This is a genomic window from Streptomyces lunaelactis (assembly GCF_003054555.1).
Taxonomy (GTDB): domain Bacteria; phylum Actinomycetota; class Actinomycetes; order Streptomycetales; family Streptomycetaceae; genus Streptomyces; species Streptomyces lunaelactis.
Genome location: NZ_CP026304.1, coordinates 2,557,112 through 2,572,512 on the forward strand (window position 1 = coordinate 2,557,112; position 15,401 = coordinate 2,572,512).

The window sequence follows — 15,401 nt, forward strand, 5'->3', positions numbered from 1 at the left end:
ACCGTTGCGGGTGTCCTCAATCGCCGGACGGGCTGGAGAATGCGCACGCGGCTGCGGACGCCCGAGGCGAACCGGAGCAACGCCCTGCACGCCGGGGCCTGGTGGATCTGGGCGCTCGGGCTCGCCGCCGCCGCGTCCCGGACCACCAATCCCCTCCTCCTCGGGCTCCTCGTCGGCGTCGCCGGGTACGTCGTCGCCGCCCGGCGCACCGACGCGCCCTGGGCCCGTTCCTACGGGGCCTTCGTCAAGCTCGGGCTGCTCGTCATCGCCGTCCGCGTCCTCTTCTCCGTCGTCCTCGGCTCCCCGATCCCCGGCACGCACGTCCTCTTCGCCCTCCCCGAAGTCCCGCTGCCCGACTGGGCCCGAGGCGTCCGGATCGGCGGCCGGGTCTCCGCCGAGCAGGTCCTCTTCGCCCTGTACGACGGCGCGAAGCTGGCCACGCTCCTCATCTGTGTGGGCGCCGCCAACGCCCTCGCGAACCCCGCCCGCCTGCTCAAGTCCCTCCCCGGCGCGCTCTACGAGGCCGGCGTCGCCGTAGTCGTCGCCATGACCTTCGCGCCGAACATGGTCGCGGACGTCGTCCGGCTGCGTACCGCCCGCCGGCTGCGCGGCCGCCCCACCGGCGGCGTCAAGGCGATCGTGCAGATCGGGCTGCCCGTCCTGGAGGGCGCGCTGGAGCGGTCCGTCGCCGTCGCCGCCTCGATGGACGCGCGCGGCTACGGGCGGACGGCCGACGTCCCGCCCGCCGTCCGCCGTACCACCACCGTCCTCACCCTCGGCGGGCTCCTCGGCGTGTGCGCCGGTTCCTACGGGCTGCTCGCCGCGGCGGGCGCTTCGTACGGGCTGCCTCTCCTCATCGCCGGGCTCCTCGCAGCGATGGCGGGGCTGCGGCTCGGCGGCCGCCGCTCCGTACGCACCCGGTACCGCCCGGACCGCTGGGGCCCGCGGTCCTGGCTCGTGGCCGGATCGGGTGCGGTCGTCGCGGTGCTGATGATCCGGGCGGGTACCTACGATCCGGAGGCCCTGCACCCCCCAGTCGTACCGCTGACCGCGCCGACCCTGCCGCTGTGGCCCGCCGCGAGCATCCTCATCGGGCTGCTGCCCGCCTTCGTGGCCCCCGTACCACCCAAGGAGTCGACCCCGTGATCCGCTTCGACAACGTGTCGGTGACGTACGGCGACGCCGGCGCGCCCGCGATCAGCGGGGTCGATCTCACCGTCCCCGAAGGCGAGTTGGTGCTCCTCGTCGGCCCGTCCGGTGTCGGCAAGTCGACACTCCTGGGTGCCGTGTGCGGACTGGTCCCGCACTTCACCGGCGGCACCCTGCGCGGCCGCGTCACCGTCGACGGCCGCGACACCCGTACGCACAGGCCGCGCGAACTCGCCGATCTCGTCGGCACGGTGGGCCAGGACCCGCTCGCCCACTTCGTCACGGACACGGTCGAGGACGAGCTGGCGTACGGCATGGAGTCGCTGGGCCTCGCCCCCGAGGTGATGCGCCGCCGCGTCGAGGAGACGCTGGACCTGCTGGGTCTCGCCGAGCTGCGCGACCGCCCGATCGCGACGCTCTCCGGCGGCCAGCAGCAGCGCGTCGCGATCGGCTCGGTGCTGACCCCGCACCCCAAGGTGCTGGTGCTCGACGAGCCGACGTCCGCGCTGGACCCGGCGGCGGCGGAGGAGGTGCTGGCAGTGCTGCAGCGGCTGGTCCACGACCTCGGCACGACGGTGCTGATGGCCGAGCACCGACTGGAGCGGGTGGTGCAGTACGCCGACCAGGTCATCCTGCTGCCCGCGCCCGGTACGCCGCCGGTCGTCGGGGCCCCGGCCGAGATCATGGCGGTCTCGCCGGTGCACCCGCCGGTGGTGGCGCTGGGCCGGCTGGCGGGGTGGGATCCGGTGGCACTGTCGGTGCGGGACGCGAGGCGGCGGGCGGGTGCGCTGCGGGAGCGCCTGGCGGGGCGTTTCCCCACCCCGCCCCTTCCCGTAACCGGGGCTTCGCCCCAGACCCCGCGCACCCTTCGGGCGTGTCCTCGAACGCCGGACAGGCTCACGTTGCCGCCGCAGCCGGCAACCTCGAGCCCCGCCGGCGATGGAGGCTCGCGGTCCGGGGCAGCGCCCCGGCAAGGGCGGCGCGCTCCGGCCCGGACGGCGGCATCCCGCTCGCCGAGGCCCGAGCCCTCACCGTCCGTCGCGACCGCGTCGACGCTCTCCGCCGCCTCACCCTCACCGTCGCCCCCGGCGAAACCGTCGCCCTCATGGGGCGCAACGGCGCCGGTAAGTCGACCCTCCTCGCCACCCTCGTCGGCATGGTCGAGCCCACCTCCGGCACCGTCCTCGTCAGCGGACTCACCCCGCACCGCACCCACCCCCGCGAGCTCGTCCGCCAGGTCGGCCTCGTACCGCAGGAGCCGCGCGATCTGCTGTACGCGGACACCGTCGCCGCCGAGTGCGCCGCGGCCGATGACGACGCGGGCGCCGTGCCCGGCTCCTGCCGTGCCCTGGTGAGCGAGCTGCTCCCCGACGTACCGGACGCGACCCACCCACGTGATCTCTCCGAGGGGCAGCGCCTCGCCCTCGCCCTGGCCATCGTGCTCACCGGGCGGCCCCCGCTCCTCCTCCTCGACGAGCCGACCCGCGGTCTGGACTACGCGGCGAAGGCCCGGCTGGTCGCCGTCCTCAAGGATCTGGCCGCCGAGGGCCACGCCATCGTCCTGGCCACCCACGACGTGGAGCTGGCCGCCGACCTCGCGCACCGGGTCGTGATCCTGGCCGACGGCGAGGTCGTCGCCGACGGCCCGACCGCCGAGGTCGTCGTCTCGTCCCCCGCCTTCGCACCCCAGGTCGCCAAGATCCTCGCCCCGCAGAAGTGGCTGACCGTCGCCCAGGTCAGGGACGCCCTGTGAGCGCCCGCCCGATCAGGCTCGGTCCGCGCTCCATCGCCGCCCTCGCCCTGATCAGCGCGATCGGCGTCATCGCCTTCGGCTGGCCGCTCCTCGCCGACGCCGACTCCGGTCTCGCCCACTCCGCCGACGCCCCCTGGCTCTTCGCCGCGCTGCTCCCGCTCCTGGTGGCCGTCGTCGTCGCGACGATCGCCGACACCGGGCTGGACGCCAAGGCGGTGGCGATGCTCGGCGTGCTCGCCGCGGTCGGCGCCGCGCTGCGGCCTCTCGGCGCGGGCACCGCGGGCCTGGAGCCCATGTTCTTCCTGATGGTGCTGAGCGGCCGCGTCCTTGGACCCGGCTTCGGCTTCGTACTCGGCTCGGTCACGATGTTCGCGTCCGCGCTGCTCACCGGCGGTGTCGGCCCGTGGATGCCGTTCCAGATGCTGTCGATGGGCTGGTTCACGATGGGCGCCGGACTGCTGCCGGGGCCGGACCGGCTGCGCGGCCGCGCCGAGCTGCTGATGCTCGGGGCGTACGGGGCCCTCGCCGCCTTCGCCTACGGCACGGTCATGAACCTCCAGGGCTGGACGTACATCGGCGGCCTCTCCACCGGCATCTCGTTCCACCCCGGCGACCCGGTCCACGAGAACCTGGTCCGCTTCCTCGCCTACTGCGCGGCGACCTCGTTCGGCTGGGACCTGGGGCGCGCGGTGCTCACCGTCGTACTGACCCTGACCATCGGCTCGACGGTCCTCAAGGCGCTGCGCCGCGCCACACGACGGGCCGCCTTCGAGGCGCAGGTCACATTCGAGACCCCGGACAGGGTCCCTGGAGGGTGAGGCGCCCCACAGGGCTTTCTTGAAGGCCCCGAGATGCTCGGCCTTTCCCCTGGTCGAGCAACTCGGGGCCTTCGTGCTCGTGGCCGCTCAGAGCCGCTGAATGATGGTTCCGGTCGCCAGCGCCCCGCCCGCGCACATCGTGATGAGTGCGAACTCCTTGTCCCTGCGCTCCAGCTCGTGCAGAGCCGTGGTGATCAGCCTTGCCCCCGTCGCGCCCACCGGATGCCCGAGCGCGATCCCGCCGCCGTTGACGTTGACCTTCTCCAGGTCCTGCTCGAAGACCTGCGCCCAGCTCAGCACCACCGATGCGAACGCCTCGTTGATCTCCACCACGTCGATGTCCCTGAGCGACATGCCCGCCTTGCCGAGCACCGCGCGCGTCGCGTCGATCGGCCCGTCGAGGTGGTAGTGCGGGTCCGAGCCGACGAGCGCCTGCGCGACGATCCGGGCGCGCGGCCTGAGCTTCAGGGCGCGCGCCATCCGCTTGGACGACCACATGATGGCGGCCGCTCCGTCCGAAATCTGCGAGGAGTTGCCGGCGGTGTGCACAGCGGTCGGCATGACCGGCTTCAGTTTGGCGAGCGCCTCCATGCTGGTGTCCCGCAGCCCCTCGTCACGGTCGACGAGCCGCCACATGCCCTGCCCGGCGGACTGTTCCTCCTCGGTCGTGGGCACCTGCACGGCGAACGTCTCGCGCTTGAAGCGCTCCTCGGACCACGCCGCGGCCGCCCGCTCCTGCGACAGCAGCCCCAGGGAGTCGACCCGTTCGCGGGTCAGCCCACGATTACGGGCGATGCGCTCGGCCGCCTCGAACTGGTTCGGCAGATCCACGTTCCACTCGTCGGGGAACGGCTTGCCGGGGCCGTGTTTGGACCCGCTGCCCAGCGGCACCCGTGACATCGCCTCGACCCCGCAGCTGATGCCGATGTCGATGACACCGGCCGAGATCATGTTCGCGACCATATGGCCGGCCTGCTGCGAGGAACCGCACTGGCAGTCCACGGTCGTCGCCGCGGTCTCGTACGGAAGCCCCATCGCCAGCCAGGCGTTGCGCGCGGGGTTCATGGACTGTTCGCCGGCGTGGGTGACCGTGCCACCCACCACCTGCTCGACGCAGTCGGCGTGGATGCCGGTGCGGCCGAGGAGTTCGCGGTAGGTCTCGCCCAGCAGATAGGCGGGGTGCAGGTTGGCGAGCGCGCCTCCGCGCTTGCCGATGGGGGTGCGTACGGCTTCGACGATGACGGGTTCCGCGGCCATGAGCTCGTCCTCTCCTCACTCAGCCGCTGAGCGTCCCGGCGCCCTACGGCCGAACTAGTACGCGTTCTAGTTCTCAGAGCAGTCTTATGAGTGCTACCCCCGGTACGCAAGGGTCTTGCACGCCCCTACCGCACCCCTTGCCCGCAACAGATCCCGCCGTGACCCTTGCCACTTGTAGAACTCGTTACTACCTTTCGGTCAACTTCTGATGGGTCGTCAGACAAGCCGTGTCATCAACACCCCCGTGACCACCCGTGTCACCGACACCACCGCCAGACCTGGAGTTGACCTTGAAGCTGCCGAAGGACTGCCCCCATCTGCCCGAAGGGTTCGACTTCACCGATCCCGATCTGCTCCAAGCCCGGGTCCCCCACCCGGAGTTCGCCGAGATGCGCAAGACCGCCCCGGTCTGGTGGTGCACCCAGCCGTCCGGTATCTCCGGCTTCCAGGACGACGGCTACTGGGCCGTCACCCGGCACGCCGACGTCAAGCACGTCTCCACGCACCCCGAGCTCTTCTCCTCCAACACCAACACCGCCGTCATCCGGTTCAACGAGTCGATCAGCCGTGACCAGATCGAGGTCCAGAAGCTGATCATGCTCAACATGGACCCGCCGGAGCACACCCGCGTACGCCAGATCGTCCAGCGCGGCTTCACACCCCGGGCGATCCGGTCCCTGGAGAAGGCGCTCCGCAACCGCGCCCGCACGATCGTCGAGACCGCGCTGGCAGGCGCGAAGGACGACGGCAGCTTCGACTTCGTCACCAACATCGCGGTGGAGCTCCCGCTCCAGGCGATCGCCGAACTCATCGGCGTACCGCAGGAGGACCGAGCCAAGATCTTCGACTGGTCCAACAAGATGGCGGCGTACGACGATCCGGAGTACGCGATCACCGAGGAGATCGGCGCCGAGGCGGCGATGGAGATCGTCTCGTACTCGATGAACCTCGCCGCCGCCCGCAAGGAGTGCCCGGCCAAGGACATCGTGTCCCAGCTGGTCGCGGCGGAGGACGAAGGCAACCTGTCGAACGACGAGTTCGGCTTCTTCGTCATCCTGCTGGCGGTCGCGGGCAACGAGACCACCCGCAACGCCATCAGCCACGGCATGCACGCGTTTCTCACCCACCCCGAGCAGTGGGAGCTCTACAAGCGGGAGCGGCCGGAGACGGCGGCCGAGGAGATCGTGCGCTGGGCCACGCCCGTGGTCTCCTTCCAGCGCACGGCAACCCAGGACCTCGAGCTGGGCGGCCGGCAGATCAAGAAGGGCGACCGGGTCGGGATCTTCTACTCCTCGGCCAACAACGACCCCGAAGCCTTCGACGCACCCGAGCAGTTCAACGTCACCCGCGACCCGAACCCCCACCTCGGCTTCGGCGGCGGAGGCCCGCACTTCTGCCTCGGCAAGTCCCTGGCCGTGATGGAGATCAACCTGATCTTCAACGCGATAGCGGACGTCCTCCCCGGCCTGCGCCTGGCCGGCGACCCGCGGCGGCTGCGCTCGGCCTGGCTCAACGGCATCAAGGAGCTCCAGGTCACGCACGGCTGACCCGGCCTGCCGTGGGAGGCAGGGGCCACTCACCCCCCGCCACGCCCCTGCCTCCCGCCGGACCCCGGGGTTGCTGGGGCCTGGCGGTTCCTGCGCCCCGGCTGTTCCTGGCAAGGGCCGCCCTCTGGGTCTTGATGGTCGCGGCTCCGGACCGTGCGTCAAGGGCGCTCCTGCGTCGCGTCGCTGCGCGATGGGCTCCGCCCACCCCTGACCCCCGCCCCTGCGCCGCTGAAAGGGACCTTGGGAGGGCGGCCGGGGAAGGGTCGGCGCAAGGGGTGGTCGGGCGCGATTCGCCGTCGGCGACTGCGGCCGGGTTCGCCCTGCGGGGCTGCGCAGCAGTGGAATGGGGTGGTGGCGACCCGGCTCAGCGACCGCCCGCCGGAGGGCAGTTGGCGTTCAGACCCTCGCTACCGTGGGCGGGTGGCGCCCCTCCGGTACCGGACGAGGCCGGTCGGCGGGGCATCAGGACAGCCGGCGGGGCCACCGGGACCCCGCCAGAACAGATCCCGTACACGGATTCCGGTGGAGCCGGAATCCGTGTACAGGATCAGGCCCAGGGCCACCACACCCGCCCCCAACACCCCACCCGTCACATCCCCACCGGCCCGACAGCCGCCGACAGCCCCTTCGCCGGGACCGGAGGGCTCCACCCGCCCACCGAAGCGAGGGTCTGAACGCCAACTGCTCCCCGACGGACGGCCGCTAAGCCAGCCCGCGTCACCCCACTCCACTACCGCGCAGCCCCGCAGGGCGAACCGCGCCGCAGACGGCCACGGCGCCGCACCGCGCGCGAGCAGCGGACCGCCCCGCTCCCCGGCCGCCCTCCCAAGGCCCCTTCAGCGGCGCAGGGACGGGAGTCAAGGGTGAAGCGCAGCGCAATCGGCGCAGCCGACGCGACGCAGGAGCGCCCTTGACACCCGGCCCGAAGTCGCAACCATCAAGACCCAGAGGGCGGCCCCACCAGAACCCCGACAAGACCATCCATCACGCGCCGGCCGCCGGCACCTTCCGCGTCATCATGGGCACCCTGTCCCGATTGCCCCGCGCGTCCGTGAAGGGCCGGTACTCGGTGTCCTCGTCCTCGAAGGGCGTCGCCCACGCCTCCCGTACCCCGAAGGCGCTGACCAGGAGAAACGAGGTATCTGGGTCCGGTGCGAGAGGCAGGCGTTCAACGAGGCCCGACGTCGCCCCGTGCACCCATGCGTCGATCGCCGCAGCGTCGTCCAGCCCGCCGTAGCCGACATGCGGGAGCCGGGCCCGGAAGTCCTCGCGCATCGGCTTCCTGCTCCATACCGCGGCGGCGAGCGCCGGTTCACGGCGTACGGCGAGTTCACGGACCGCCTCGGCCGCGACGGGGCCCGCCACGCCCAGGAGTTCTCGCAGTTCGTCGGCGGTCTCGGCGCGCGCACCGGCCGCCATGACGGCAAGCCCCTGCCACAGCCCGGCCGGTGAGCACACCAGGTCCTCGTCGTCGCGGGCAAGGGTGTGCAGCAGGCGTTCGGCGAAGCGGCGGATCATGCGCCGAGGGTATGCACCACTCCCCCAAGTGGCGGAACGGCCCCCGTGGGCGGATGCTGGCCTGAACGCGACGATCCACCCCAGGGGGTGCGGGGAAGACCCGTACTCCCTGGGTGCGCGCGTGTTACTTCGGGGCGGCCGGAACCGGGGCTTCCACCTGGGTGTCCGCTCTTGCGACCGGCACCGACCCCGCCGGCACCCGCAGCTGTCGCCGGCCCGCCAGCAGGTAGGTCAGGCCGAAGCCCGCGCCCACCACCGCCGCGCCTCCCGCCGCGTCCAGGACCCAGTGGTTGGCCGTGGCCACGATCGCGCAGACCGTGAACAGCGGGTGGAGCAGGCCGAGCAGCTTCATCCACAGTTTCGGCGCGAGGACGAGCACGACCAGGCCGCACCAGAGCGACCAGCCGAAGTGCAGCGACGGCATCGCCGCGTACTGGTTGGTGACCGCCGTCATCGCCCCGTAGTCGGGGTTGGCCAGGTCCTGCGGGCCGTGCACCGTGTCGATGAAGCCCATGCCGGGCATCAGTCGCGGCGGGGCCAGCGGGTACAGCCAGAAGCCGAGCAGCGCCAGCACCGTCGCGAACGCGAGCGACGAGCGCGCCCAGCGGTAGTCGCTGGGGCGGCGGACGTACAGCACACCCATGATGGTCAGCGGCACCACGAAGTGGAAGGACGTGTAGTAGAAGTTGAAGAAGGACTCGGCCCAGTCCACCTTCACCATCGCGTGGTTGATCCAGTGTTCGACGTCGATGCCGAGCGCCTGCTCGATGGAGAAGATCTGCCGGCCGTGCTCCTCCGCCGCGGTCACACCGCCGGTCGCGGCGGTGCGGATGTGTGAGTAGGCGGAGTAGCCGACCCGTATCACCAGCAGTTCGAGCAGCAGGTTCGGGCGGCTGAGCACGCGCCGCCAGAACGGCAGCAGCGGCACCCGGCTCCAGCGGGCCGCCAGGGGCACGGCGTACTCGGTCGGCACGGGCCGGCGGAAGTACGGCGACGTGCGCGGCAGGAACGGCACCGCGACCGCCGCGGCCAGCGCCGCGACCAGCAGGACGTTGTCGCGTACGGGGTGCATCACCGCCATGTTGGGCAGCAGCATCGTGCCCGGCAGCGTCATCGCCAGGATCACCAGGACGGGCCACAGCATGCGGTCCGACGCGCGCTTGCCGACGCGGCCGACGACCGCGAGGAGCACCCACAGCAGCTGGTGCTGCCAGGCGGTGGGCGAGACGGCGACGGCCACACAGCCGGTCAGGGCGACGGCGAGGAGCAACTGGCCGTCCTGGGCGTAGCGGACGGCCCGGCGCAGCCCGAAGTAGCAGACAGCCGCGGCGAGGGCGGCGAAGAGCGCGATCTCGAGCGGGCCCTCCAGGCCGAGACGGAGCAGCGCGCCGTGCAGCGACTGGTTGGCGAGGCTGTCGGGGCGGGCGCCGAGCCCGGCGCCGGCGACGTGGTGCACCCAGTACGCCCAGGAGTCGCTCGGCAGCGCGGCCCAGGCGAGCGCCGAGCTGGCGGCGAATGTGCCCGCCGAGGTGACGGCGGCGCGTTTGCGGCCGGTGTACCAGAGCAGCGGGGCGAAGAGGAGCACCGTGGGCTGGAGGGCCGCGCCGAAGCCGATCAGTACGCCCGAGGATCTCTCCCCGCGCGCGGCGAAGCAGCCGAGCAGCACCAGCAGGACCGGGATGATGCTGGTCTGGCCGAGGCTGAAGCTGTTGCGCACGGGCAGCGAGAGCATCAGCAGGCTGATGGCCACGGGCGCCGCCAGCAGGCGGCTGCGGCGGGACACGGGGCCGGGCAGGGCGCGGGCGACGACCAGGCCGAGTACGACGACGAGCAGCAGCGTGCCGAAGGTCCAGGCGATGCCGAGCGCCTGCTCGGCGGCCCGGGTCAGTGGCTTCAGCACCAGTCCGGCGAACGGCGTGCCGGTGAACTTGTCGGCGTCGTACAGAGAGCCCTTCACATGCAGGACGCCGTTGTCACCGATCCAGGTCTCCAGTTCGGTGAGCCGCTCGCCGGGCGGCTGCCGGAGCACTGCCGCTGTCTGCCGTATCGCGAGCACGGCGGTGACGAGCCACAGGGCGGCCCTGGCGGCGCCCATCCTCGTCTCGGTCGTCGCACTCCCGTGCACGCTCTGCTCCGCGTTCGCCACGTCGCGCCGCGCCTCCCCACGTTCTGTGTTCCTGGTTCGTGTTGTTTATCCCGGCCGTTCCGGGTAGCCGGCTTCCTAGGGGTGTCTTATGGATCAGACCCGCTCCCTGATCCGGTCTGATCCATAAGACACCCCTCAGAGCCTCGCACTGCTCCATGAAGGAGACTCAGGCAACCCCCTCTTCGCCTGACTGTCACCCTGTTTTGACCGAAAGTCTCGTTTGGCGTTGCCGGAACCGAGAGGCCCACAGCATCGTCACAGGGGGCATGCGGGGGAACATACAAGACACAGCGCAGGTCCGCGCGCCAAGACAGCGACAGGTCCTGCTGGTGGTGCTGGCGCTGCTCGCGCTGCAGCTCGGATCGCTGATCAGCCCGGCGTACGCCTGTGGGTGCGGTGCGATGGTCCTGGACGGGCAGTCTCATATGTCGGTCGACCGGGAGACCTCGGTGGTCGGCTGGGACGGCCGTACGGAACAGATCCTGATGCGCTTCACGGTTGACGGAGACGCGCCCAAGGCTGCCTGGATCATGCCGGTGCCGAACCGCGCCACGGTCGAGCTCGGCGACAACGCCCTCTTCGACGAGCTGGAGACGGTCATCGCGCCGGAGCACCGGACCCGGCACTACTTCTGGCCCCGGGGCGACGACTGGCCCCTCTCGTCGGACTCCCGCGTTTACGCGGGCGCGCCAGCCCCCGGGAAGGGGGCGCCGGAGGTGGGCGTGGTCGGCCGTGAGCGCCTCGGCGACTTCGATGTCGCACGGCTGACGGCGACGGATCCGGGCGCCTTGCGCGGCTGGCTCGAACAGAACGGTTTTGAGCTGCCGGACGGTCTGACGGCCGAGCTGAAGCCGTATGTCGCGCAGAAGTGGGAGTACGTGGCGGTACGCCTGGCCCCCGAGGCGGAGGGCTCGGTGCTGCGCGGCACGCTCGATCCGCTGCGGCTGCGCTTCGCCAGCGACCGGCTGATCTATCCGATGCGGCTGTCGCGGCTGGCCAGGACCCCGCAGTCGCTGGGGCTGTTCGTGCTGGCGCCGCACCGCATGGAGCCGCGCAGCCCGATCGGCGGGGACGCGCCGGAGGTGACGTACGCGGGGAAGGTGCGGCCGAGCGGCGTGATCGACTCGTTCACGGGCGGGAGCGGCGGCGAGACCTTCCTGACGGCGCTGGACCAGGAGTTTCCCGAGCCGCGGCGGATCGACGGCGACCATGAGCTGCGGGCCGCCGCGAAGGACACCCCCTTCCGGCGGGTGGTGTACGACGACGAGCTGTTGACGGCGGGCGGATTCCCGGTGTGGCTGCTGACGGTCGGCGGGGGTCTGGCCGTGTCGGCGGCGGTGGCGCTGCTGGCCGTACGGGCGCGGCGGCGCAGGCCTGTCGTACCGCCTCCGGCGATACATGTGCCGCCGCCGATCGCCTGAAATAGGTTGAGGCGTATGACCCAGGAGAACCACGAGCAGTGGACCGCCGTAGACCGCTATGTCACCGACCGTCTCGCCCCGGCCGACGAAGCCCTGACCGCCGCCCTCGCGGCGAGCGAGGCGGCCGGACTGCCCGCCATCAACGTCGCCCCGAACCAGGGCAAGCTGCTGCACCTGCTGGCGCAGATGCAGGGCGCCCGCACGGTCCTCGAGATCGGCACGCTGGGCGGCTACAGCACGATCTGGCTGGCCAGGGCGCTGCCCGAGGGAGGCAGGCTGATCTCGCTGGAGTACGACCCGGCGCACGCCGAGGTGGCCCGCGCGAATCTCGCCCACGCGGGCCTCGACAAGATCGCTGAGGTCAGGACCGGCCCGGCGCTGGAGACCCTGCCGAAGCTGGTGGCGGAGCCGGGCGCGGGCCCGTTCGACCTGGTCTTCATCGACGCGGACAAGGCGAACAACCCGCATTACGTGGAGTGGTCGCTGAAGCTGACCCGTCCGGGCAGCGTGATCATCGTCGACAACGCGGTACGGGGCGGGTCGGTCCTCGACGCGGAGAGCACCGATCCGGCGATCGTGGGCACGCGGGAGATGTACGAGCTGGTGGCCCGGGAGCCGCGGCTGGACGCGACGGCGGTGCAGACGGTCGGCACGAAGGGGTACGACGGGTTCCTGCTGGCGCGGGTGGTGGCCTGAGCCCCTCGGCTCGGGCGCGGGCCGTACGGCAGGATGGCCGCATGAGCATTGTGAAGATCAACGTCCTGACTGTGCCCGAGGAGCAGCGCGAGGTGCTGGAGAAGCGCTTCGCGTCCCGCGCGGGCGCGGTGGAGAACTCCGACGGCTTCGAGTGGTTCGAGCTGCTGCGCCCCGTCGAGGGGACCGACCAGTACCTCGTCTACACGCGCTGGCGCAGTGAAGAGGACTTCCAGAACTGGATGTCGGGGTCGATGCAGGCGGCACACCGCGGCGGCGGTCCGGGCGGCGGCGAGCGTCCCAAGCCCGCCGCCTCCGGGTCCACGCTGTGGTCGTTCGAGGTGGTCCAACAGGCCGCTCCGAAGGCCTAGGGCCGCCTCTCGTTTGGATCTTGCGGGGCACGCGTGCCCCGCAAGACTCGGAGGACAGGCCCCAGGTCCAGGCTCAAGAACCGGGCCGCCGGCCAAACGGCCCGCCCCTACGGTAGAGAGATCGACATGACGACCTGGACCCTGGCTCCCGAGGCGTTCGACTCGCCCGACGCGAGTGCTCTGCGGCGCGAGTACTACGACGAGGTCGCGAGCCGCTACTGGAAGCGGCCCGCGACCGTCGAGGAGATCGACCAGGGGCTCGATGGGGACGGGGTCGAGCAACTCACGCCGCCCACCGGCCAGTTCGCCGTCGGCAGGTACGGCGACAAGGCCGCGGCCTGCGGCGGGGTGCTGATGCTCGACGACGAGCGCGCCGAGCTGACGCGCGTGTACATGCGCCCCGCCTTCCGCGGCAGGAAGGGCGCCGGCCTGCTGATGGAGATCCTGGAGAGCGAGGCGCGCCAACTCGGCGCCCGGCGGATGGTCCTGAACACCCGGCTCGATCTGATCGAGGCACGCACGCTGTACGTCCGGCACGGCTACGCGGAGATCCCGGCGTACTGCTCCGGTCCGTACATGGAGATCTGGTACGGCAAGGAGCTTTAGGCCGTGTCTGAGACCTGTCCGGTCGGTCAGGCCGCGTGGTCCCGTTTCGGCGGCGGGCCGTAGGGCCGCTCCGCGTCCGAGCCGCACAGCTCCGCGTTCAACTCCTCCACCAGCTGCACCAGATCGGTCGGCCGGTCCGGCCCCCACCAGTCGCCGAGCAGCTCCGAGAGGGACTCCTCCCTGGCCTTCGCCAGCTTCATGGCGGCCTCGAGTCCCCGCTCGGTGAGCATCAGTTGTACCCCCTCGCGGCGGGCCAGACCCCGCTCCTCCACCTGCCGGCCGGCGTCGGTGATGACGCTCAGCGGCACGGGCGTGGTGTCGGCGAGCAGGCCGGGCTCCACCGTGCCGTGCCGTCTCATCCTCAGCAGCAGCCAACTGGCCGCGGGCAGCATGTCGTACCCCGCCTTCACGGTGATCTTCTCGTAGATCTTGCGACGGCCTTCGCGGGAGCCCAGCACCGACAGGGCGCGGGCCACCTCCTCGTGCGAGGAGCGGGTGACCGGGTTGGAGGCCAGGGTCTCGCTGGGATCCGGTGCGGTCACCGAGCCGCGCAGCTTGTCCTCCTTCAGGAACCAGGCGACGACGAAGGCGAGCATCACCACGGGTACGGCGTACAGGAAGACGTTGGTGATGGCCGACGAGTACGCGTGGAGCACCGACGGGCGCAGCGCGGGCGGCAGTTCGGCGATGGCGCGCGGGTCGGCGGCCAGCTGCCCGGCGCTGACACCGGACGGCACCGGCTGACCGGCGAGTGCGCCGGCGAGCTTGTCCTGGAGCCCGTAGGTGAAGAGCATGCCGAAGATGGCGACACCGAACGACGCTCCGATGGACCGGAAGAAGGTCGCACCGGCGGTGGCGACGCCAAGGTCCTGGTAGCTGACGGCGTTCTGCACGACCACCACGAGCACCTGCATGACCAGGCCGAGTCCGGAGCCGAAGACGAAGAAGCACGCACTCATCTCCCAGGTGGAGCTGGTCTCGTCGAGCAGGTGGAGCAGCACCAGGCCGATGGCGGTGACGCCCGTGCCCGCGATGGGGAAGACCTTCCAGCGGCCGGTACGGCTGACGATCTGGCCGGAGCCGGTGGAGGTGATCAGCATGCCGAGCACCATCGGCAGCATGTACACGCCGGACAGGGTCGGTGTGATGCCATGGACGACCTGCAGGAAGGTCGGCAGATAGGTCAGCGCGCCGAACATCGCGAAGCCGACGATGAAGCTGATGACGGCGACGAGGCTGAAGGTGCGGATCCGGAAGAGGTTGAGCGGCAGTACGGGTTCGGCGACGCCCCGTTCGACGTACACGAACACGACGAGGAGTACGGCTCCGAGGACGGCGAGGCCGACGATCTGCGCCGAGCCCCACGCCCAGGTGGTGCCGCCGAGGGAGGCGACGAGGACCAGGCAGGTGGCGACGGAGGCGATGAGGAAGGTGCCGAGGTAGTCGATCGTGTGCTTGGTCTTGCGTACGGGGATGTGCAGTACGGCGGCGATGACTATCAGCGCGATGACGCCGACGGGCAGGTTGATGTAGAAGACCCAGCGCCAGCTGAGGTGCTGGGTGAAGAAGCCGCCGAGCAGCGGGCCCAGCACGCTGGTGGCGCCGAAGACCACGCCGAACAGGCCCTGGTACTTGCCGCGTTCGCGCGGCGAGACGATATCGCCGACGATCGCCATCGACAGCACGATCAGCCCGCCGCCGCCGAGGCCCTGGAGCGCGCGGAAGCCGATGAGCTGGGGCATGTTCTGGGCGATGCCGCAGAGGGCGGAGCCGATGAGGAAGATGACGATGGCGGTCTGGAACAGCTTCTTTCGGCCGTACTGATCGCCCAGTTTGCCCCACAGTGGCGTGGCGGCGGTCGCGGCCAGCATGTACGCCGTGACCACCCACGACAGATGCTCCAGGCCGCCGAGGTCACTGACGATGGTCGGCAGGGCGGTGGAGACGATGGTCGTGTCGAGGGCGGCGAGCAGCAGTCCCAGCAGCAGTGCACCGATGGCGACCATGACGGTCTGCCGGTTCTGCCCCTCGCCCGGGGCCGGACTCACGGCGGGGGTGCCCACTTCCTGAGCCATGCCGATCTCCTCGGTTCCGCGCCCACCTCAGCCGCTCTGAACACTGT

Annotated in this window: 11 protein-coding genes and 1 pseudogene; 8 read left to right on the plus strand and 4 right to left on the minus strand. The window is 71.1% G+C overall.

What is annotated here, in order from left to right; all coding sequences use genetic code 11:
- Positions 1–39: 39 nt before the first annotated feature.
- The 3 genes and pseudogenes from SLUN_RS11575 to SLUN_RS11585 all read left to right on the plus strand — a co-directional run bounded on the left by SLUN_RS11575 (position 40) and on the right by SLUN_RS11585 (position 3,720).
- Complete coding sequence (locus tag SLUN_RS11575) at positions 40–1,146, plus strand: energy-coupling factor transporter transmembrane component T (RefSeq protein WP_108148411.1); 1,107 nt, start codon at positions 40–42, stop codon at positions 1,144–1,146.
- Positions 1,143–2,902 (plus strand): annotated as a pseudogene (locus tag SLUN_RS42040) (ABC transporter ATP-binding protein). The gene SLUN_RS11575 and the pseudogene SLUN_RS42040 overlap by 4 nt, the downstream one beginning before the upstream one ends.
- The gene (locus tag SLUN_RS11585; RefSeq protein WP_108148412.1) at positions 2,899–3,720 is read left to right on the plus strand and encodes an ECF transporter S component; all 822 of its coding nucleotides are present in this window, start codon (positions 2,899–2,901) and stop codon (positions 3,718–3,720) included. Before SLUN_RS42040 ends, SLUN_RS11585 begins: the two are co-directional and overlap by 4 nt.
- Before the next feature lie 87 nt (positions 3,721–3,807).
- Here the strand turns inward: SLUN_RS11585 and SLUN_RS11590 are convergent, their stop codons facing one another.
- Complete coding sequence (locus SLUN_RS11590) at positions 3,808–4,977, minus strand: steroid 3-ketoacyl-CoA thiolase (protein ID WP_108148413.1); 1,170 nt, start codon at positions 4,975–4,977, stop codon at positions 3,808–3,810.
- Positions 4,978–5,267: 290 nt separating this feature from the next.
- On the opposite strand from SLUN_RS11590, the gene SLUN_RS11595 reads away from it, so the two are divergent.
- Positions 5,268–6,524, plus strand: a complete 1,257-nt coding sequence (locus tag SLUN_RS11595; RefSeq protein WP_302851572.1) for a cytochrome P450 — start codon at positions 5,268–5,270, stop codon at positions 6,522–6,524.
- A 984-nt stretch (positions 6,525–7,508) separates the two neighbouring features.
- Here SLUN_RS11595 and SLUN_RS11600 read toward each other — a convergent pair.
- Both SLUN_RS11600 and SLUN_RS11605 read right to left on the minus strand, forming a co-directional pair.
- Positions 7,509–8,042: a serpin family protein gene (locus SLUN_RS11600; RefSeq protein ID WP_108148414.1), complete on the minus strand. Its 534-nt coding sequence runs from the start codon at positions 8,040–8,042 to the stop codon at positions 7,509–7,511.
- A gap of 124 nt (positions 8,043–8,166) precedes the next feature.
- The gene (locus SLUN_RS11605) at positions 8,167–10,137 is read right to left on the minus strand and encodes a bifunctional glycosyltransferase 87/phosphatase PAP2 family protein (protein ID WP_108154680.1); all 1,971 of its coding nucleotides are present in this window, start codon (positions 10,135–10,137) and stop codon (positions 8,167–8,169) included.
- Positions 10,138–10,454: 317 nt separating this feature from the next.
- Here SLUN_RS11605 and SLUN_RS11610 point away from each other — a divergent pair, with 317 nt between their 5' ends.
- The 4 genes from SLUN_RS11610 to SLUN_RS11625 all read left to right on the plus strand — a co-directional run bounded on the left by SLUN_RS11610 (position 10,455) and on the right by SLUN_RS11625 (position 13,279).
- Positions 10,455–11,609: a DUF2330 domain-containing protein gene (locus SLUN_RS11610; protein ID WP_108148415.1), complete on the plus strand. Its 1,155-nt coding sequence runs from the start codon at positions 10,455–10,457 to the stop codon at positions 11,607–11,609.
- A 15-nt stretch (positions 11,610–11,624) separates the two neighbouring features.
- Positions 11,625–12,305, plus strand: coding sequence for an O-methyltransferase (locus SLUN_RS11615; RefSeq protein WP_108148416.1), 681 nt, complete (start codon positions 11,625–11,627; stop codon positions 12,303–12,305).
- A 41-nt stretch (positions 12,306–12,346) separates the two neighbouring features.
- On the plus strand, positions 12,347–12,673 hold the full coding sequence (locus SLUN_RS11620) for an antibiotic biosynthesis monooxygenase family protein (RefSeq protein ID WP_108148417.1): 327 nt from the start codon (positions 12,347–12,349) through the stop codon (positions 12,671–12,673).
- Positions 12,674–12,799: 126 nt separating this feature from the next.
- Entirely contained in the window at positions 12,800–13,279 is a 480-nt protein-coding gene (locus tag SLUN_RS11625) for a GNAT family N-acetyltransferase (protein WP_175291099.1), read from the plus strand.
- A gap of 26 nt (positions 13,280–13,305) precedes the next feature.
- On the opposite strand, the gene SLUN_RS11630 is transcribed toward SLUN_RS11625, so the two are convergent.
- Entirely contained in the window at positions 13,306–15,354 is a 2,049-nt protein-coding gene (locus SLUN_RS11630) for an MDR family MFS transporter (protein ID WP_108148418.1), read from the minus strand.
- Positions 15,355–15,401: the final 47 nt, after the last annotated feature.

Bases quoted from the DNA above. Each gene is read 5' to 3' on its own strand.
- SLUN_RS11575 (WP_108148411.1), top strand. From the start codon at position 40: ATGCGCACGCGGCTGCGGACGCCCGAGGCGAACCGGAGCAACGCCCTG.
- SLUN_RS11590 (WP_108148413.1), bottom strand. From the start codon at position 4,977: ATGGCCGCGGAACCCGTCATCGTCGAAGCCGTACGCACCCCCATCGGC.
- SLUN_RS11600 (WP_108148414.1), bottom strand. From the start codon at position 8,042: ATGATCCGCCGCTTCGCCGAACGCCTGCTGCACACCCTTGCCCGCGAC.
- SLUN_RS11605 (WP_108154680.1), bottom strand. From the start codon at position 10,137: ATGGGCGCCGCCAGGGCCGCCCTGTGGCTCGTCACCGCCGTGCTCGCG.
- SLUN_RS11610 (WP_108148415.1), top strand. From the start codon at position 10,455: ATGCGGGGGAACATACAAGACACAGCGCAGGTCCGCGCGCCAAGACAG.
- SLUN_RS11615 (WP_108148416.1), top strand. From the start codon at position 11,625: ATGACCCAGGAGAACCACGAGCAGTGGACCGCCGTAGACCGCTATGTC.
- SLUN_RS11620 (WP_108148417.1), top strand. From the start codon at position 12,347: ATGAGCATTGTGAAGATCAACGTCCTGACTGTGCCCGAGGAGCAGCGC.
- SLUN_RS11625 (WP_175291099.1), top strand. From the start codon at position 12,800: ATGACGACCTGGACCCTGGCTCCCGAGGCGTTCGACTCGCCCGACGCG.
- SLUN_RS11630 (WP_108148418.1), bottom strand. From the start codon at position 15,354: ATGGCTCAGGAAGTGGGCACCCCCGCCGTGAGTCCGGCCCCGGGCGAG.